This is a genomic window from Streptomyces sp. NPDC023527, assembly GCF_055560115.1.
On record NZ_JBVHJJ010000005.1, the window covers coordinates 276458 to 295666 of the forward strand.

A 19209-nucleotide genomic window follows, 5' to 3' on the forward strand; every position below is an offset into this window, starting at 1 on the left:
CACACCCGCTCGGGCGGCCTGGTGACGCAGCCGCCATCGCTCCACTCGCTCAGACATTGACGTCGGTTCGTCGGTTCGGCACGTCATGACGGCAGGGCCCCGGGACAGGGCCCGCCGGTCTCTCAACTCCCTTTCCGTGGGCGCTCCTTACCCGTACCCGGAAATCCCACGGTCGCCGCGGTCCGCCAGGGCCCGCTCACTCAACCGACGTATCCCCCGCACAAGGGGAACACCTTCTGGAGTCTCGCGATGGACCGTCCGTCCACCCCTGAGCCGTCCCCTTCTCCCCTTTCCTCCCTTTCTGCGCTGCGTACCGTCGCCGTCGTCGGCCTCGGCACCATGGGCACCGGTATCGCCGACGTGCTCACCCAGGCCGGCCGCGAGGTCATCGGCATCGACGTCTCGGAGGCCGCCGGCGCGCACGCCGTCCGCGCGCTGGAGATCTCCACCGCCCGCGCCGTGCGGCGCGAACGGATCACCGAGACCGAGCGGCAGGCCGTCCTGGCCCGCTTCCGCACCTCCGTCGATCTGAGCGACGCGGCCCCCGCCGACCTGGTGATCGAGGTGGTCCCGGAGGACTACGCCCTCAAGCACGAGGTCTTCACCGCCCTGGACGCCGTCGTGCGCCCTGGGACGATCCTGGCGACCGGCACCAACGCCCTGTCCGTCACCCGTCTCGCCGCCGACTCGGCCCGCCCCGAGCGCGTCCTGGGCCTGCACTTCTTCAACCCGGCGCCGGCGATGAAGCTGGTGGAGGTCGTCTCCTCGGTGCTCACCGCGCCCGCCGCCGTCGCCGCCGTCACCGAGCTCGCCCGCGAGCTCGGCAAGGAGCCGGTCGCGGTCGGCGACCGGCCCGGGTTCGTCGCCGACGGACTGCTGTTCGGCTACCTCAACCAGGCCGCCGCGATGTACGAGTCGCACTACGCGACCCGCGAGGACATCGACGCGGCGATGCGGCTGGGCTGCGGGCTGCCGATGGGCCCGCTCGCGCTGCTCGACCTGATCGGCATCGACACCGCCCGTACGGTCCTGGAGGCGATGTACGCGGCCTCGCACGACCGGCTGCACGCCCCCGCCCCGATCCTCGGCCAGCTCGCCGAGGCCGGGCTGACCGGCCGCAAGGCGGGTCGCGGTTTCTACACCTACGACGCGCCGGACTCCGCCGTCGTCGTGCCGGACGACCGGACCCCCGCCCCGGCCGCGGCCGGCCCGGCGATGCGCGAGGTGCGGTCCGTCGGCGTCGCCGGGTCCGGCACGATGGCCAGCGGCATCGCGGAGGTCTTCGCCAAGGCCGGCCACCAGGTCGTGCTGGCGGCCCGCTCCCAGGAGAAGGCCGACGCCGCGAAGGCCCGGATCGCCAAGTCCCTGGCCAGGTCGGTGGAGAAGGGCCGGCTCACGGCCGTCGAGCGCGAGGAGGCACTCGCCGCGATCACCCCGGCAGGCTCGCTCGACGCCTTCGCGGACGTCGATCTGGCCGTCGAGGCGGTGGCCGAGGACCTGGTGGTCAAGCAGCAGCTCTTCGCCGCGCTCGACAAGATCTGCAAGCCGGGCGCGGTGCTGGCCACCACCACGTCCTCGCTGCCCGTCATCGCCTGCGCCCGCGCCACCTCCCGGCCGCAGGACGTCATCGGGATGCACTTCTTCAACCCCGCCCCGGCGATGAAGCTCGTCGAGGTGGTGCGCACGGTCCTCACCGCCGACGACGTCCACGCCACGGTCCGCGCCGTGTGCGCCCGGATCCGCAAGCACGCCGTGGCCTGCGGCGACCGGGCCGGTTTCATCGTCAACGCGCTGCTCTTCCCGTACCTCAACAACGCGGTCAAGATGGTGCAGGAGCACTACGCGACGCTCGACGACATCGACGCCGCGATGAAGCTCGGCGGCGGTTATCCGATGGGCCCCTTCGAGCTCCTCGACGTCGTCGGCCTCGATGTCTCGCTGGCCATCGAGAAGGTCCTGCACCGCGAGTTCCGCGACCCCGGGCTCGCGCCGGCGCCGCTGCTGGAGCACCTGGTGGCGGCGGGCTGCCTGGGCCGCAAGACGGGCCGCGGCTTCCGCGAGTATGCGAAGGCCTGACGGAACCCCGGGCTGGGGCGGTCTGCTCGAACCGGCCGGCAGTCCGCCCCGGCACGCCCACACGGACGCGTGTTACGTTCCCCACATGCCCCAGCCCGCCAAGGCCGCCCGCACCACGCGCGCGGCCGCCGAAGAACCCCGGGAGCCGCACGCCGGCACCGAGAGCGCAGGCAGCCGCCGCGCCGCCGCCCAACGACTCACCATGCGCCGCAAACTCGCCGCGGCCGCGATGGAGTTGTTCGCGACGAAGGGCTACGAGGCGACGACCGTCGACGAGATCGCGGCCGCGGCCGGCGTCGCCCGCCGGACCTTCTTCCGCCACTTCCGCTCCAAGGAAGAGGCCATCTTCCCCGACCACGACGACACGCTCGTCCGGGCGGCGGGCGTCCTCGACGCCGCCCCCGCGCACGAGAACCCGCTCGACACGGTCTGCCGCGGGATCAAGGAGGTCATGCGGATGTACGCGGCCTCCCCGGCCGTCTCCGTGGAGCGCTACCGCCTGACCCGCGAGGTGCCCGCGCTCCGCGAGCGCGAGATCGCCTCGGTCGCCCGCTACGAGCGGCTGTTCACCCGCTACCTCCTGGGCCACTTCGACGAGAGCGCCCACCACGTCGGCGACGACGACCCCCTGCTCGCCGAGGTGGCCGCCTCCGCGGTCGTCACCGCGCACAACCACGTGCTGCGGCGCTGGCTGCGCGGCGGCGGCGTGGGCGATGTCGAGGCACAGCTCGACCACGCCTTCTCGATCGTGCGGGAGACCTTCGGCACGGGCATCGGCGCCGGGCGCCCCGCGCCGGACGGCGAGGCCGCCCCGGCCGCCACGGCACGGGCCCAGGGCGAGGTGCTGGTCACGGTGGCCCGTACGGACGCGCCCCTGGACGAGGTCATGCGGGCCATCGAGAAGGCCCTCAAGAAGAGCTGAGTCCGGAAAGCGCCCGGGAAGAACACCTATATATACCGACATTCCACACAACGGCCGTCCCGCCAGGGGCGGCCGTTGTTGCTCATGCGTGCCATCCGGATGACATCTGAGAGAAATTGTTGGCACCCAGTGTCTTGTCGCGTGGCACGCGGTGCCATACCTTGTGGGTGTCCGGGCGGCCGGCGCGCAGACACAACCGTCGTGCGCCGGCTGTCCCCACAAGTACCCCAAGTACGCCGTGCGCCCGGACGCCTGCGTCACAGGCCCCTTCAGCGCTACCCGCGCCACGCCAGACCCCTGAGCACCACCCGCCGAACCGACGGCACCGCCTCTGCACCACCCCCGACGTTCCCTCAAGCCGTTCCCCGACGCGCTTCGCCGGAGGCAATACCGTGAACCACATACTCGACGCGATCCAGGCGTCAGACAGCACGACCGAGGACTTCGCCGCCCTCGCCGTCCCCGAGTCCTACCGCGCGGTGACCGTGCACAAGGACGAGGCCGAGATGTTCGCCGGCCTCGAGACCCGGGAGAAGGACCCGCGCAAGTCGCTCCATGTCGAAGAGGTGCCGGTCCCCGAACTGGGGCCCGGCGAGGCGCTCGTGGCCGTGATGGCCAGCTCGGTGAACTACAACTCCGTCTGGACCTCGATCTTCGAGCCCGTCTCGACCTTCGCCTTCCTGGAGCGCTACGGGCGCACCTCGCCGCTCGGCAAGCGGCACGACCTGCCGTACCACGTCATCGGCTCGGACCTGGCGGGCGTGGTGCTGCGCACCGGCCCCGGCGTCAACGCCTGGCGGCCCGGCGACGAGGTCGTCGCGCACTGCCTGTCGGTGGAGCTGGAGAGCGCCGAAGGCCACAACGACACCATGCTCGACCCCGAGCAGCGCATCTGGGGCTTCGAGACCAACTTCGGCGGCCTGGCGGAGATCGCGCTGGTGAAGTCCAACCAGCTGATGCCCAAGCCCAAGCACCTCACCTGGGAGGAGGCCGCGGCGCCGGGGCTGGTCAACTCCACCGCGTACCGCCAGCTGGTCTCCCGCAACGGCGCCGGCATGAAGCAGGGCGACAACGTCCTGATCTGGGGCGCGAGCGGCGGACTCGGTTCGTACGCCACCCAGTTCGCCCTCGCCGGCGGCGCCACCCCCATCTGTGTGGTCTCCAGCGACCAGAAGGCGGAGATCTGCCGGCGGATGGGCGCCGAGGCGATCATCGACCGCAACGCCGAGGGCTACAAGTTCTGGAAGGACGAGCACAACCAGGACCCCAAGGAGTGGAAGCGCCTGGGCAAGCGCATCCGCGAGTTCACCGGCGGCGAGGACGTCGACATCGTCTTCGAGCACCCGGGCCGGGAGACCTTCGGCGCCTCCGTGTACGTCACCCGCAAGGGCGGCACCATCGTCACCTGCGCCTCCACCTCGGGCTACAAGCACGAGTACGACAACCGCTACCTGTGGATGTCGCTGAAGAAGATCGTCGGCTCGCACTTCGCCAACTACCGCGAGGCGTGGGAGGCCAACCGCCTGATCGCCAAGGGCAAGATCCATCCCACCCTGTCGAAGACGTACACGCTGGAGGAGACCGGCCAGGCCGCCTACGACGTCCACCGCAATCTCCACCAGGGCAAGGTCGGCGTCCTCGCGCTCGCCCCCGAGGAGGGCCTGGGCGTCACCGACCACGAGCTCCGCGCCCGTCACATCGACGCGATCAACCGCTTCCGGAACGTCTGAGAGAGACGTGCACACATGACTGAGCGTCAGAAGGATCGTCCGTGGCTGATGCGGACCTATGCCGGACACTCCACGGCCGAGGCGTCCAACGAGCTCTACCGCCGCAACCTCGCCAAGGGCCAGACCGGTCTCTCGGTCGCGTTCGACCTGCCGACGCAGACCGGCTACGACTCCGACCACATCCTCGCCCGCGGCGAGGTGGGTCGGGTCGGAGTCCCGGTCGCCCATCTCGGTGACATGCGGCGCCTGTTCCAGGACATCCCGCTGGAGCAGATGAACACCTCGATGACCATCAACGCCACCGCGATGTGGCTGCTGGCGATGTACCAGGTGGTCGCGGAGGAACAGGGCGCCGACATCACCAGGCTGTCGGGGACGACCCAGAACGACATCGTCAAGGAGTACCTCTCCCGGGGCACGCACGTCTTCCCGCCCGGGCCGTCCCTCCGGCTGACGACGGACATGATCACCTACACGGTGAACAACATCCCCAAGTGGAACCCGATCAACATCTGCAGCTACCACCTCCAGGAAGCGGGCGCCACACCGGTCCAGGAGATCTCCTACGCGATGTCCACCGCGATCGCCGTGCTCGACGCGGTGTTCGCGTCGGGCCAGATCGCGGAGGAGCGCAAGGGCGAGGTCGTCGCCCGCATCTCGTTCTTCGTGAACGCGGGCGTCCGCTTCGTGGAGGAGATGTGCAAGATGCGCGCCTTCGGCCGCATCTGGGACCAGGTCACCCGGGAGCGCTACGGCATCGAGAACCCCAAGCAGCGCCGGTTCCGCTACGGCGTCCAGGTCAACTCCCTGGGGCTGACCGAGGCCCAGCCGGAGAACAACGTCCAGCGCATCGTCCTGGAGATGCTGGCCGTCACGCTCTCCAAGGACGCCCGCGCCCGCGCCGTACAGCTCCCGGCCTGGAACGAGGCGCTGGGCCTGCCCCGCCCGTGGGACCAGCAGTGGTCCCTGCGCATCCAGCAGGTCCTCGCCCATGAGAGCGACCTGCTGGAGTACGAGGACATCTTCGCCGGCTCGCACGTCATCGAGGCGAAGGTGACCGACCTGGTCGCCGAGTGCCTCGCCGAGATGGAGCGCATCGAGCGGATGGGCGGCGCGATGGCCGCCGTGGAGTCCGGCTATCTGAAGTCCCAGCTGGTCTCCTCGCACGCCGAGCGGCGGGCCCGGATCGAGGCCGGCGAGGAGAAGATCGTCGGCGTCAACTGCTACGAGTCCACCGAGCCCAACCCGCTCACCGCCGACCTCGACACCGCGATCATGACGGTCGACCCGGCGAACGAGGCCCGCGTCGTGGCGTCGCTGCACCGCTGGCGCGACGACCGCGACGAGGGCCGCGCCCAGGAGTCGCTGTCGGCGCTGAAGAAGACGGCGGCGGGCACCGACAACCTGATGGCGGCCACGCTGGAGTGCGTACGCGCCGGTGTGACGACGGGCGAGTGGGCCTGGGCCCTGCGGGACGTCTTCGGCGAGTTCCGCGCCCCTACGGGCGTGAGCAGCGCCCCCGTGGCCGTCACGGCGGAGGCGGGCACCCCGCTCGCGGCCGTCCGTGCCAAGGTCACCCGGACCGCCGACGAACTGGGCAGCGGCAAGCTGCGCCTGCTGGTCGGCAAGCCCGGCCTGGACGGGCACTCCAACGGCGCCGAACAGATCGCCGTACGCGCCCGCGACGCCGGCTTCGAGGTGGTCTACCAGGGCATCCGGCTCACCCCGGAGCAGATCGTCTCGGCGGCCGTCGCCGAGGACGTGCACTGCGTGGGCCTGTCGATCCTCTCCGGCTCGCACGCCGAGCTGGTGCCGGACGTGCTGACACGGCTGCGGAGCACCGGGGCGGACGACGTGCCGGTGATCGTCGGTGGCATCATCCCGTCCGCGGACGCCGTCGCCCTGCGGGCGGCGGGTGTCGCGGCCGTATTCACACCCAAGGACTTCGGTATCACGGAGATCATCGGCCGTATCGTCGACGAGATCCGGAAAGCGAACCACCTCGACCCTCTGGAGGTCCCCGCATGACCACGCCCAACCGTCTGCGGCCGCGCCGCTCCTGCCTCGCCGTCCCCGGCAGCAACCCGCGGTTCCTGGAGAAGGCGCAGGGCCTGGCGGCCGACCAGGTCTTCCTCGACCTGGAGGACGCCTGCGCGCCGCTCGCCAAGGAGGGCGCCCGGCACACCATCGTCGACGCGCTCAACAACGGCGACTGGACGGGCAAGACCAGGGTCGTACGGGTCAACGACTGGACGACGCACTGGACCTACCGCGACGTCGTCACGGTCGTGGAGGGCGCCGGCCCGAACCTCGACTGCATCATGCTGCCGAAGGTGCAGGACGCCCAGCAGATCGTCGCGCTGGACCTGCTGCTGACGCAGATCGAGAAGACCATGGGCTTCGAGGTCGGGCGCATCGGCATCGAGGCGCAGATCGAGAACGCCAAGGGCCTGATCAACGTCGACGACATCGCCGCCGCGTCGCCGCGCGTCGAGACGATCATCTTCGGCCCGGCCGACTTCATGGCCTCCATCAACATGAAGTCCCTCGTCGTCGGCCACCAGCCTCCCGGCTATGGCGCGGACGCCTATCACTACATCCTGATGCGCATTCTGATGGCGGCTCGCGCCAACGATCTCCAGGCGATCGACGGCCCTTACCTTCAGATTCGTAATGCCGAGGGCTACCGCGAGGTGGCCGGCCGCGCCGCCGCGCTGGGCTTCGACGGCAAGTGGGTGCTGCACCCGGACCAGGTGGAGCTGGCGAACGAGATCTTCTCGCCGTCGCAGGAGGACTACGACCACGCCGAGCTGATCCTGGACGCGTACGAGTACTGCACCTCCGAGGCGGGCGGCAAGAAGGGCTCGGCCATGCTCGGCGACGAGATGATCGACGAGGCCAGCCGGAAGATGGCGCTGGTCGTCTCCGGCAAGGGGCGCGCGGCGGGCATGACCCGTACGTCCAAGTTCGAAGTTCCGGAGGCGTGAGCACCATGCAGTTCGGCCGTACCTATGAAGAGTTCACCGTCGGCGATGTCTACAAGCACTGGCCCGGCAAGACGGTCACCGAATACGACGACCACCTCTTCTGTCTGCTCACGATGAATCACCATCCGCTGCACATGGACAGCAACTATGCGGAGAAGACGACCGATTTCGGCAAGAACGTCGTGGTCGGCAATTACATCTACTCCCTGCTGCTGGGCATGTCGGTGCCGGACGTCTCGGGCAAGGCGATCGCGAATCTGGAGGTCGAGTCGCTGAAGCACATCGCGCCGACCTTCCACGGCGACACCCTCTACGGCGAGACCACGGTGCTGGACAAGACGCCCTCGAAGTCCAAGAGCGACCGCGGGATCGTGTATGTCGAGACCAAGGGCTACAAGCAGGACGGCACCGTCGTCTGTGTCTTCCGGCGCAAGGTGATGGTGCCCACCGCCACGTACATCGAGGAGCGCGGCGGAGAGCAGCCCGGCCGCCCCGAGCCGATCACCCGGGAGAAGTGAGATGCGACGCCTCGCGCAGACCGACGGCCTGACGGACATCCAGCGGGAAATCCTCGCCACGGTCCGTGAATTCGTCGACAAAGAGATCATTCCGGTCGCGACCGAGCTGGAGCACCGCGACGAGTACCCGACCCGGATAGTCGAGGGCCTCAAGGAACTCGGCCTGTTCGGGCTGATGATCCCGGAGGAGTACGGCGGGCTCGGTGAGTCGCTTCTCACATACGCGCTGTGCGTCGAGGAGATCGCGCGCGGCTGGATGAGTGTGTCGGGAATCATCAACACGCACTTCATCGTCGCCTACATGCTCAAGCAGCACGGTACGCAGGAGCAGCGGGAGTACTTCCTGCCGAGGATGGCGACGGGCGAGGTGCGGGGCGCCTTCTCGATGTCCGAGCCGGGGCTGGGCTCGGATGTGTCGGCTATCACATCGAAGGGCGTGCTGGACGGCGACTCCGGTGACTATGTGCTCAACGGCCAGAAGATGTGGCTGACGAACGGCGGCTCGTCCACGCTCGTGGCCGTGCTCTGCCGGACCGACGAGGGGCATCCGGCGGGCACCGCGCCGCACAAGTCGATGACCACCTTCCTCATCGAGAAGGAACCGGGATTCGGGCAGGTCAAGCCAGGTCTGACCATTCCCGGAAAGATCGACAAAATGGGCTACAAGGGGGTCGACACCACTGAATTGATCATGGATGGGCTGCGGGTGCCGGCGAACCGGGTGCTGGGCGGCACCACCGGTCGCGGTTTTTACCAAATGATGGACGGCGTGGAGGTCGGCCGGGTCAATGTCGCAGCGCGTGGTTGCGGCGTCGCTCAGCGCGCCTTCGAACTGGGCGTTTCCTACGCCCAGCAGCGCCACACCTTCGGAAAACCCATCGCGCAGCATCAGGCCATTCAATTCAAACTGGCCGAAATGGGGACAAAGGTCGAAGCGGCGCATGCGATGATGGTGAACGCGGCACGCAAGAAGGACTCGGGGCAGCGCAATGACCTCGAGGCCGGAATGGCCAAGTACCTGGCGTCCGAGTACTGCAAGGAAGTGGTCGAGGACGCCTTCCGTATCCATGGCGGCTACGGCTTCTCCAAGGAGTATGAGATCGAGCGCCTCTACCGCGAGGCCCCGATGCTGCTCATCGGGGAGGGTACGGCCGAGATCCAGAAAATGATCATTGGGCGTCGGCTACTCGAGGAGTACCGACTCCAGGGTTAATTGTCCCGATTAGGGGTTGTTTGACCGAGAAGAAGATCACACCCAGTCATCGGACTTCGGCCATCGACTGGCCCTGGCGCTTGGCCAGTTGCCGCCCGCAACCGATAGCATCCCCGGAAAGCCGCCGTCCCCCAATCGTTACGCGGCACCCTCCGCTACGAAGGTCACCCATGCCCCACAGCTCTTCCTCTGCACCACGCGACAGCCTTGCTGGCGTACGCCTCGCGCGCGGAGCATCGCCGTGGCTCCTCCCGACCGTCGCCACGGCGGCGGTCAGCCTCGCCCGCGCCCGGCGCTCCGGTCGCTGGGCGGCGCTGGCCGTGCCCACCACCGCGCTCGCGGCGGGCATGCTGTGGTTTTTCCGCGACCCCGATCGCGAGATCACCCAGGGCCGGGTCATCTCCCCGGCCGACGGCGTGGTGCAGAGCATCATGCCGTGGAAGGACGGGCGCACCCGCGTCGCGATCTTCATGAGCCCGCTGAACGTCCACGTCAACCGCGCGCCGCTGGCCGGCACGGTGACGTCGGTGGAGCACATCCCCGGTGGATTCGTTCCGGCGTTCAACAAGGAGAGCGAGAACAACGAGCGCGTCCACTGGCACTTCGACACCGAGCTCGGTGACATCGAGATGGTGCAGATCGCCGGCGCCGTCGCCCGTCGGATCGTCCCGTACGTGCCGCAGGGCACGAAGGTGGAGCAGGGCGAGCGGATCGGTCTGATCCGGTTCGGTTCGCGCGTCGACGTCTACCTCCCGGCCGGGATCGAGGTCGCGGTCGAGGTCGGCCAGCCCACCACGGCGGGGGTGACACGCCTTGACCGTGATTGATCAGGACACACAGGCTTCCTGGGTGCCCGAGGCCGAGGCGGCGGAGGACGAGGTCGACATGCCGCTGTCCACGCGGCTGTCGATAGCGGACACGCTCACTCTCGGTAACGCGATCTGTGGCTTCATGGCGGTGTACTTCACCACCACCGGCGTTCTCATCCCGCACCTGACGGGCAACGAGGACGGCGGCATGGCCCGCCACAGCGCGGCGACCGCGGTGATACTGATGCTGCTGGCGTCGGTCTTCGACCTCTTCGACGGGCTCGTGGCGCGCAAGCTGCGCAGCTCGGCGATGGGCGCGGAGCTGGACAATCTGTCGGACCTGATCAGCTTCGGCCTGGCCCCCGCGTATTTCGTGGTGGTCTGGGGCATGGTCGCCGACGACGCGCACCAGCGCGTCTCGGCGGTCGCGGCGGTCGTGGTCCTGCTGGCGGTGGTCCTGCGTCTGGCGCGCTTCTCGTGCGTCCAGCTGCGGGACGGCATCTTCCAGGGGATGCCGAGCCCCTTCGGGGCGCTGACGGTCGTCTCCATCGTGCTGCTGGAGCTGCCGTTCGTCCCGACGCTGCTGGCGATCGTGGGGGTGGCGTGGCTGATGGTGAGCCGCGTCGAGTACCCCAAGCCGCGGGGGCGCCTCGCGGTGGCGATGCTGAGCTGGATCGTGCTGAGCATGGGCCTGCTGGCGGCCTGGGCCTTCGACGCCCCCGGCGGCGAGCTCCTCCTCCAGACCGGCTGCGCCCTCCAGGTCGTCCTGGGCGCGGTGATCCCGCTCTTCGCGACGGCGCGCAGGGTGAACACCATCCGCGACAACCGCCGCGAGGCACGGGCGGCGCAGTTGCCTTAGCGCAACGACGCCGCTGAACCGACCACGACGTGGGGCCCGGGCATCTGCCCGGGGCCCCACGTCGTCGGCGTTTCCGGGCCTCTGGAGGCGCCCTGAGCGGGGTGGGCGGGGCCCCTGGGCGGCCGGCCGGGTCCTGGGCGGGGCGCTGGATCGGCGGGATGCCGGGGCGGCAGGCCGACGGGATGACGGGACGGCAGGACGGGGGCGGCGAGGGGCACGCCCCTCGGGGCCGCGCCTTCCTCCCGCCGCGACGGTGAGACGCCGGACGGCGCGGACCGGCGGTGCGGAACCAGCGCACCCGGCACCGGTGCACCACGCCCGCAGCATCACCAGGCGCACCTACGAGCACGCGGCCGGCTGGCCCGACCGCAGAGGTCGGCGTCACTCCCCCGGCGGGGCGCCGGGAGACCAGAGGCGCCGGACGCCAGGACAGCGGCAGCGGCACAGCAGCGGTGCCGTACGAACGTGCGGCCCGTAGGGTTGCCCCGCCTACCGCAGGTAATCCCTCGCGACGCGTTCCGCTAGACGTTCCAGCAGAGGACCCGCTTCGGACACGCAGCGTGACAGGTCCGGTTCCAGGTCCGTCATGGCGTACGCGCGGTCGATGGCCGCCGTGCGCAGGTCGGCTCGTGACAGCGTCACGCGGCCGCAGACCGCGATGGTCGGGACGGCGTGCGCGCGCGCCGCTGCCGCCACCCCGGCGGGAGCCTTTCCGTGGAGGGTCTGGGCGTCCAGGGAGCCCTCGCCCGTGATGACCAGGTCCGCCCGGGTCAGCGCGGCGTCGAAGCCCAGGACCTCCAGCATCACCTCGATGCCCGGGCGGAAGACCGCGCCCAGGCCGACCAGGGCCCCGAAGCCGATGCCGCCCGCCGCGCCCGCGCCCGGCGCGAGCACGTGCTCGGCGGCGTGCGGGCCGAGCACGCGCTCCAGGACGTGCGCGTAGTGGGTGAGGGCGGCGTCCAGCGCGGCGACGTCGGCCGGCGAGGCGCCCTTCTGCGGCCCGTACACCGCTGCGGCGCCCTTGGGGCCCGTCAGCGGATTGTCGACATCACTGGCGAGGACGAAGCGGGTGCGGGAGAGTCGCCCGTCCAGACCGGAGAGGTCCGCGCTCGCGAGCTCCGCCAGCGGGCCTCCGCCGGGCCGTAGCGGCCGTCCCCGCGCGTCCAGGAAGCGCGCGCCCAGCGCGCCCAGCATGCCCGCCCCGCCGTCCGTCGTGGCGCTGCCTCCGACGCCGAGGACGACCGTGCGGGCGCCGGCGTCGAGCGCGGCCCGCACCAGTTCCCCGGTGCCGTACGTCGTGGCGGTCAGCGGCGCACGCCGGTCCGCGCGGCGCAGCCCCGACGCCTCGGCCATCTCCACCACGGCCGTGCCGTCGCCGCGCAGCGCGTACGCGGCGGTGACCGGCTCGCCCAGCGGCCCGGTCACCCGCGCCTCGCGGCGCTCGAACCCCGCCGCCACCGCGGCGTCGACCGTGCCGTCGCCGCCGTCGGCGACGGGCAGGGCGGTGACCTCCACGCCAGGCGCGGCCCGCCGCAGCCCGGCCGTGATGTGCTCGGCGACCTCCGCGGCCGTCAGCGAGCCCTTGAACTTGTCCGCGGCCACCAGCACCCGAGGCACCCCGGCCGTCGTCCTCGCAGCGTCTGCCATCTCGCCATCCCCTTGCTTCCGGGCCGTGCTCTCGCACAGGCAGTCGCGCCGCAGCGACCCTACCCGGACGTATGCGCGGTTACCCATCCCGGAAAACGGCGTGCCAGCCCACGCAATCGGATCGATCCCGGCCATAGTGGGGCGACATGAGCACCGACGCGTACGAGTCGGCCGGGCCGCCCGGTCCGCCCAGCCCCACCACCGCGTCCCAGGACGGGCCGCCGGACCTGACCCTCGTCGCGATCGGTGGCGCCGCGGTCCTCGCGGTGGTGGCGTGGGCCGCCCTGGCCAAGCACTCCTTCGACCAGGTGTCCTCGACCGCCCTGAACTGGGTGCTGTCCAACTTCGCCTGGCTGTTCGTCATCGCGGCCGACGTCTTCCTCGCCCTGTGCGTGGTCATCGCCGTCAGCCGCTTCGGCCGCATCCGGCTGGGCAGGGACGACGACCGGCCGGAGTTCGGCAACCTCGCGTGGATCGCGATGATGTTCAGCGCGGGCATGGGCATCGGCCTGATGTTCTACGGCGTCGGCGAGCCGCTCCAGCACTTCGTCTCGCCACCGCCCGGCAGCGGAGTCACGGCCGGCTCCCCCGGCGCGGCGCGTACGGCGCTGGAGTACTCCTTCTTCCACTGGACCCTGCACCCGTGGGCGATCTACGGCATGTCCGGCCTCGCCCTCGCGTACGCCGGCTTCCGCAAGGGCCGCGGCAACCGGCTCAGCTCGGCGTTCGTCCCGCTGCTGGGCGAGGCGCGGGCGGCCGGCTGGCCGGGCCGGTTCATCGACCTGCTCGCGGTCTTCGCGACCGTCTTCGGCACGGCCACCAGCCTCGGCCTGGGCGCGCTCCAGGTGTCGAAGGGCCTGAACATCACCACCGGTGTCAAGGACTCCACCACCCTGGAGCTGATCATCATCGGCTCGCTGTCGGCGGCGTTCGTCCTGTCGGCGTTCTCCGGCCTGCACAAGGGCGTGAAGTGGCTGAGCACCCTCAACATCGTGCTGGCCGCGTGCCTGATGCTCTTCGTCTTCGTCCTCGGCCCGACGGTCTTCGTCCTCAACACCATCCCGGCGGCCGCCGGGGGTTATCTGCACGACCTGGTGCCGCTGGCGACGCGCACCGGCGCGTTCACGGACCCGCAGTGGCTGGGCGCCTGGACGATCTTCTACTGGGCGTGGTGGCTGTCGTGGGCCCCCTTCGTCGGTACGTTCATCGCCCGCATCTCGCACGGCCGCACGATCCGGGAGTTCCTCATCGGGGTGCTGCTGGTGCCGAGCGGTGCGACGGTGGTCTGGTTCTGCGTCATGGGCGGGAGCGCGCTGCGCCTGGACATGTCGGGCGCGGCCGACATGGCGGGGACGGTGAAGGACGGCGCCGAGGCGTCGCTGTTCGCGCTGCTGGACACGCTGCCGCTGGAGACGCTGTCGTCGTGGATCGCGATGGCCCTGGTGATGACGTACTTCATCACCAGCGCCGACTCCGCGTCCCTGGTGATGGGCTCGCTCTCCAGCCGCGGCGCGCTGCACCCGCGCACCTGGCTGGTGGTGACGTGGGGCGTGCTGATGGCGGCGGTCGCGGCGGTGCTGCTGGTGGCCGGTGGTCTGAAGTCCCTCCAATCGGCGACGATCCTGGTCGCCCTGCCGTTCGTGCTGGTGATGCTGGCACTGTGCTGGGCGCTGCTGAAGGAGCTGCGCGAGGACCCGGGCGCGGGCCCGGCCCGCCACCACGCGATGCACGGCCTGCGGGACGCGCTGCGCACGATGGTCGGCGAGGCGATGACCGAGCAGGGTCCGGTCCGCCATCCCCGCCTGCGACGGGTCGCGGAGAGCGCCCGCGACCGCGGCGAGGAGGACGACGGCCCGCGGGATTAGACGGTCTTGACCGTGCCGCCGTCGATGACGTGGTCCGCGCCGGTGATGTTGCCCGCCACGTCGGAGAGGAGGAAGACGATCAGGGCGGCCACCTCGTCGGCCTCCGTGATCCTCCCGCTGGCCATGCCGAACAGCTCGGGCACCCGGCCGAGGAACTCCTCGTGTCCGACGCCCGCGGCGGCGGCCACCTTGCTGCCATAGCCGTCCGGGGCCTCCCATATCGCGGTGCGGACCACGCCCGGCGAGACGGTGTTGACGCGCACCCCCCGAGGCCCGAACTCCTCGGAGAGGGACTTGCCGAGGGCGGTGAGCGCGGCCTTCGCCACGCTGTAGGCGACGGGGCCGGCGGCGGGCAGCCGGGAGTTGATGGAGGAGACGTTCACGATGGACCCGCGCCGCTCGACGATGCCGGGCAGGGCGGCCCGGCTGGTCCGTACGGCGCTGAAGAAGTTGAGGTCGAGGTTGGCCAGCCACTGGTCGTCGTCGGCGTCGAGGAATCCGCCGAGCTCCACGGCGTCACCGCCGCCGACGTTGTTGACCAGCAGATCGATGCCGCCCAGCTCGGCCGTGGCCCGCTCGACGAGGGCGGCCGCGCCGTGCGGGCCGGCGAGGTCCACGGCGACGGTGGCGGCGCCGGTCTCCGTCAGCTCCGGCGTGATCGTGCGGGCCGCGCCGACGACGCGTACGCCCTCGGCGACGAGCCGCCTGACCGTGGCGAGGCCGATGCCGCGACTGGCGCCGGTGACGAGGGCGGTCTTGCCGGTGAGGTGGAGATCCATGTCGGTCTCTTTTCTTTACCTGTAGGTACACAATATGGGTACGGGCGAACCCCGGCCCGGCGGGCCGGGACTCAGACCGGACTCAGAGCGTGTCGAGCACCGCGTCCACGACGCGGCGCAGCCGGGCGGGATCGGTGTCGGCCTTGGCGATGACCCTCATGCCCACGAGCGTGGCCAACAGCAGGCTGGCGGTCGTACGGGCGTCCCGGTCCGCCTCGAACTCACCCGCCCGCCGGCCCTCTTCGAGCACCGCCTGGAAGGCGGCTTCGGTGCGCGTGAACATAAAGCGCACGAGGTCGGTGGACGCGGCGTCCACGCCACCCAGCTCGGTGGCCGTGTTCACGGCCAGACACCCCCGCCGCGCGGGATCGCCGAAGTCCGTCTCTATCAGCAGCTCCAGCGCGGCACGCAGCCTGGGCCGCACGGGTCCGGGCTGGTCGAGCAGCTCGACGAGGGCGGCCGACTGCGTGTCGCGATAACGCTCCAGCGCACGCTCGAACAGGGCGTGCTTGCTGCCGAAGGCGTGGTAGAGGCTGCCCTTGCCGATGCCGAGCTCATCCACGAGGTCCTGCGGCGTCGTGGAGGCGTAGCCCTTGCGCCAGAAGACGCCCATGGCCTTCTCGACGGCCGTTTCCGGGTCGAACTGCTTCGGTCTGCCCATGAGAAGACCATAGAGGGTTCTTGACCCACAGGTCAATTACCCTTTCGGGTCGACCCCTTCACCCCTTCACCCCCGCCACAGGGTAGATGTCAAGAAAAAGTTGACAGATGATCGACGTCAAGGGAATCTTGACATCATGATCACTACGTCACGGCCCTCGGCCGTTTCCCGGCCCGCCTTCACCGGCATCGTCGTCGCCACTCTGACGCCCGCCGCGGCCCTGATCAGTCTGGGCATCTCGATCGCCGACGACCTGGGGACCCCGGCATTCGTCGCCCTGATCGCCGCCGAGCTCCTGATCGTTCTCGGCATGGCGACGCTCTTCGGGTGGTCGCACGCCCGGAGCACCGCCGTCACCTCCGAGGCCGCCGACACCGAGGCCGACCGGCGGCGCGACCTGGAGACGCTGGACGCGCTGGAGCCGCTGCGCGCCGAGGGCCCGGCGGGTGGGCGGCGATGAGCGGCGAAGAGCTGCTCGGCCCCGAGGAGACCCACCGCATCCGGGAGGGGATCGCGGCCGCCGTCCTCGGCGCGCCGGACGGGCTGGCCGCGTCGCTGGAGCACGACCCGGAGGGCTATCTCCGCCTGGTCGCCGCGTCGCGCGCCGGCGCCGAGGAGACCAGCCGGCTCCTGCGCGAAGCGGTACAGGGCGCACGGGCCGCGGGACACAGCTGGGACACCGTGGGCGGCGTCCTCGGCGTGAGCCGGCAGGCCGCCCAGCAGCGGTTCGCCGCCAAGGGGCCCGACCCGGACACCTCCGGCGCCGCGGAGCGCCGGGTGCTGACGCCGCTGACCGCGTTCGACGAGATGCAGGCGCTGACGGAAGCGGGGCTGGACGGCTGGCACGCGGTCGACTACGGCCCGTTCTTCCATGTGGTGGAGAAGTCCGACCACCCGTGGGAGCACCGCCGGGTGCCGTTCGCGGTGGGCAGCCGGCACCGCCGGATGGAGAGCGAGGGGTGGACCCAGGTCGGCTCCGGATCCTTCCCCTGGCGCTATTACAAGCGGCCCCTGAAGCAGGGGCGGAGCCCTTCGGAGCAGGGGTGAACAGAGTTCCCCCGGCTCAGAACAGTTCCTCCTGCTCCGGCGCCGTCCCGCCCCGTTCGAAGGCGAGCAGCCGCCGCTTGCGGTCCAGCCCGCCGCCGTAGCCGGTGAGGCTGCCCGTGGCGCCGATGACACGGTGGCAGGGGACGATGATGCCGATGGGGTTCTTGCCGTTGGCCAGGCCCACAGCGCGCGAGGCGTTGGGGGCGCCCAGGCGCTCGGCCAGCTCGCCGTAGGAGAGCGTCAGACCGTACGGGATCTCCTGGAGCCCGGCCCACACGCGGCGCTGGAAGGGTGTGCCCTCCAGGTGCAGCGGGAGGTCGAAGCGGGTGGACTCGCCGGTGAAGTAGGCCGTCAGCTGGCGCAGCACCTCGGGGAAGGGCGTGTCGTCACGGGGGCCGAAAGTCTCCTGGGCGGGCCGGTGACGCTGGCCGGTCATGTAGAGGCCGCTGAGGACGCCGTCGGTGGCGACGAGCGTGAGGGGGCCGTACGGGCTGTCGGTGACGGTGTGGACGCGGGGCATGGGCGTGGTCCGTTCGGATCGAGGCCGCTTCGGGCCGGTTCAGGTCGTCGGCATGTGGTTGACGGCGTGGTCGTCGGCGGACCAGAGGTACTGGACGGCGTACGAGCGCCACGGCCGCCAGGCGGCGGCGTGCCGGGTGAGGGCGGCGGGGGTCGCCGGCAGGCCGGAGGCGGCCGCGGCGCGCCGGACGCCGAGGTCCGTCGGGACGAAGGCGTCGGGGTCGCCGAGGGCGCGCATGGCGATGATCTCGCGGGTCCACGGACCGATGCCGGGGAGGGCGGCGAGCCTGTCGCGGGCGCGGGCCCAGTCGCTGCCGACGCCGAGGCCGAGCTCGCCGTCGGCGAGCGCCCGGACCAGGCGGACGACGGTGGCGCGGCGGCCGGCGGGCATGGCGAGGGCCGCGGGGTCGAGGGCGGAGAGCGCCTCGGCCGTGGGGAACAGGTGGGTCAGCGTGGAGCCCAGGGGGTCGTCGACGGGCTCTCCGTGGGCGGTGACGAGCCGGGCGGCCAGCGTACGGGCCGCGGCGGTCGACACCTGCTGGCCGAGCACGGCCCGTACCGCGAACTCCTCCGGGTCCACGGTGCGCGGTATCCGCCGCCCCGGCGCCTTGGCCACCAGCGGTGCGAGCCGCTCGTCCGCGCCGAGGAGCGCGTCGACGGCCTCCGGGTCGGCGTCGAGGTCGAGGAGACCGCGGCAGCGGCTGATGGCACCGGCGAGGTCGCGCTGGTCGGAGAGGGTCAGCCGGCATTCGATGTGGTCGGGGCGCGGGGCCAGGGCGACGGTGCCGTGCCCGTACGGCAGGCGCAGGGTGCGGCGGTACGCGCCGTCGTGCCACTCCTCCACGCCGGGGACGGCCGTGGCGGCGAGGTGGCCGAAGAGGTTGTCGGGGCACAGGGGCGCCCGGAAGGGCAGGCGGAGGGTGAGCGTGCCGGGGGTGGCGGGCCGGTGGCCGCGTGCGGCGCGGGCGCGGAGCTCGGTGGGGGTGAGGGCGAAGACCTCTCGGACGGTCTCGTTGAAGGCGCGGATGGAGGAGAAGCCGGCGGCGAAGGCGGCGTCGGCCATGGGCAGTTCGCTGGTCTCGATGAGGAGCCGGGCGGTCTGGGCGCGCTGGGCGCGGGCCAGGGCGAGCGGGCCGGCGCCGAGCTCGGCGAGGAGCTGCCGTTCGATCTGGCGGGTGCTGTAGCCGAGGCGGGCGGCGAGGCCGGGGACGCCCTCGCGGTCGACGGTGCCGTCGCCGATGAGCCGCATGGCACGGGCGACGAGGTCGGCGCGCTCGTTCCACCGCGGGGAGCCGGGGCTGGCGTCGGGCCGGCAGCGCTTGCAGGCCCGGAAGCCGGCCTGCTGCGCGGCGGCGGCGCTCGGGTAGAAGGTCATGTTCCGGTCCTTCGGCGGGACGACCGGGCAGCTCGGACGGCAGTAGATGCGCGTGGTGAGCACGGCGGTGAAGAACCAGCCGTCGAACCGGGCGTCCTTGGACCGTACGGCCCTGACGCAGCGCTCGAAGTCGGTGTGCATGCTCCAAGCATCGGGCGTGAGGGGCGGTTCTGGCTCGCGGAAATCCGACATGGACCTTCGG

Annotated in this window: 17 protein-coding genes; 12 read left to right on the forward strand and 5 right to left on the reverse strand. The window is 71.0% G+C overall.

All coding sequences use genetic code 11. The annotated features are described in order from the left end of the window. Nucleotides 1-249 precede the first annotated feature (249 nt). The 9 genes from ACZ303_RS12290 to pssA all read left to right on the forward strand — a co-directional run bounded on the left by ACZ303_RS12290 (nt 250) and on the right by pssA (nt 11114). Nucleotides 250-2076 (forward strand): 3-hydroxyacyl-CoA dehydrogenase family protein, encoded by a 1827-nt coding sequence (locus ACZ303_RS12290; protein WP_467337882.1) that lies wholly within the window; start codon nt 250-252, stop codon nt 2074-2076. Nucleotides 2077-2161: 85 nt separating this feature from the next. Continuing rightward, nucleotides 2162-2998 carry a TetR family transcriptional regulator gene (locus tag ACZ303_RS12295; protein WP_467337884.1) on the forward strand — a complete coding sequence of 279 codons (837 nt, stop codon included), beginning with the start codon at nt 2162-2164 and terminating at the stop codon, nt 2996-2998. Between the two features lie 392 nt (nt 2999-3390). Continuing rightward, the gene (gene ccrA / locus ACZ303_RS12300) at nt 3391-4728 is read left to right on the forward strand and encodes a crotonyl-CoA carboxylase/reductase (protein ID WP_467337886.1); all 1338 of its coding nucleotides are present in this window, start codon (nt 3391-3393) and stop codon (nt 4726-4728) included. Between the two features lie 15 nt (nt 4729-4743). Further along, nucleotides 4744-6756, forward strand: coding sequence for a protein meaA (locus ACZ303_RS12305; RefSeq protein ID WP_467337888.1), 2013 nt, complete (start codon nt 4744-4746; stop codon nt 6754-6756). Further along, entirely contained in the window at nt 6753-7715 is a 963-nt protein-coding gene (locus ACZ303_RS12310; protein ID WP_467337890.1) for an HpcH/HpaI aldolase/citrate lyase family protein, read from the forward strand. The genes ACZ303_RS12305 and ACZ303_RS12310 overlap by 4 nt, the downstream gene beginning before the upstream one ends. Before the next feature lie 5 nt (nt 7716-7720). Then, nucleotides 7721-8233, forward strand: coding sequence for a MaoC family dehydratase (locus ACZ303_RS12315; protein WP_467338206.1), 513 nt, complete (start codon nt 7721-7723; stop codon nt 8231-8233). Nucleotide 8234: 1 nt separating this feature from the next. Further along, nucleotides 8235-9446, forward strand: a complete 1212-nt coding sequence (locus ACZ303_RS12320) for an acyl-CoA dehydrogenase family protein (RefSeq protein WP_467337892.1) — start codon at nt 8235-8237, stop codon at nt 9444-9446. 170 nt (nt 9447-9616) lie between these two features. Next, nucleotides 9617-10273, forward strand: coding sequence for a phosphatidylserine decarboxylase (locus ACZ303_RS12325; protein WP_467337894.1), 657 nt, complete (start codon nt 9617-9619; stop codon nt 10271-10273). Further along, nucleotides 10260-11114, forward strand: coding sequence for a CDP-diacylglycerol--serine O-phosphatidyltransferase (pssA, locus tag ACZ303_RS12330; protein ID WP_467337896.1), 855 nt, complete (start codon nt 10260-10262; stop codon nt 11112-11114). Before ACZ303_RS12325 ends, pssA begins: the two co-directional genes overlap by 14 nt. A 489-nt stretch (nt 11115-11603) precedes the next feature. On the opposite strand, the gene ACZ303_RS12335 is transcribed toward pssA, so the two are convergent. Next, nucleotides 11604-12761 carry a glycerate kinase gene (locus ACZ303_RS12335; RefSeq protein ID WP_467337898.1) on the reverse strand — a complete coding sequence of 386 codons (1158 nt, stop codon included), beginning with the start codon at nt 12759-12761 and terminating at the stop codon, nt 11604-11606. A gap of 146 nt (nt 12762-12907) precedes the next feature. Between ACZ303_RS12335 and ACZ303_RS12340 the strand changes: the two genes are divergently transcribed. After that, nucleotides 12908-14626 (forward strand): BCCT family transporter, encoded by a 1719-nt coding sequence (locus ACZ303_RS12340; protein ID WP_467337900.1) that lies wholly within the window; start codon nt 12908-12910, stop codon nt 14624-14626. On the opposite strand, the gene ACZ303_RS12345 is transcribed toward ACZ303_RS12340, so the two are convergent. Beyond that, nucleotides 14623-15405 carry an oxidoreductase gene (locus tag ACZ303_RS12345; RefSeq protein ID WP_467337902.1) on the reverse strand — a complete coding sequence of 261 codons (783 nt, stop codon included), beginning with the start codon at nt 15403-15405 and terminating at the stop codon, nt 14623-14625. The two genes, ACZ303_RS12340 and ACZ303_RS12345, sit on opposite strands and share 4 nt — an antisense overlap. An 82-nt stretch (nt 15406-15487) precedes the next feature. Further along, entirely contained in the window at nt 15488-16066 is a 579-nt protein-coding gene (locus ACZ303_RS12350; RefSeq protein ID WP_467337904.1) for a TetR/AcrR family transcriptional regulator, read from the reverse strand. Between the two features lie 136 nt (nt 16067-16202). Between ACZ303_RS12350 and ACZ303_RS12355 the strand changes: the two genes are divergently transcribed. Continuing rightward, the gene (locus ACZ303_RS12355; protein ID WP_467337906.1) at nt 16203-16526 is read left to right on the forward strand and encodes a hypothetical protein; all 324 of its coding nucleotides are present in this window, start codon (nt 16203-16205) and stop codon (nt 16524-16526) included. Continuing rightward, nucleotides 16523-17113: a hypothetical protein gene (locus ACZ303_RS12360; RefSeq protein WP_467337908.1), complete on the forward strand. Its 591-nt coding sequence runs from the start codon at nt 16523-16525 to the stop codon at nt 17111-17113. Before ACZ303_RS12355 ends, ACZ303_RS12360 begins: the two co-directional genes overlap by 4 nt. A gap of 16 nt (nt 17114-17129) precedes the next feature. Here the strand turns inward: ACZ303_RS12360 and ACZ303_RS12365 are convergent, their stop codons facing one another. Further along, nucleotides 17130-17633: a methylated-DNA--[protein]-cysteine S-methyltransferase gene (locus ACZ303_RS12365; RefSeq protein ID WP_467337910.1), complete on the reverse strand. Its 504-nt coding sequence runs from the start codon at nt 17631-17633 to the stop codon at nt 17130-17132. 39 nt (nt 17634-17672) lie between these two features. Beyond that, a complete protein-coding gene (locus ACZ303_RS12370) occupies nt 17673-19148 on the reverse strand; it encodes an AlkA N-terminal domain-containing protein (protein ID WP_467337912.1) in 1476 nt (491 codons plus the stop codon). Nucleotides 19149-19209 lie beyond the last annotated feature (61 nt).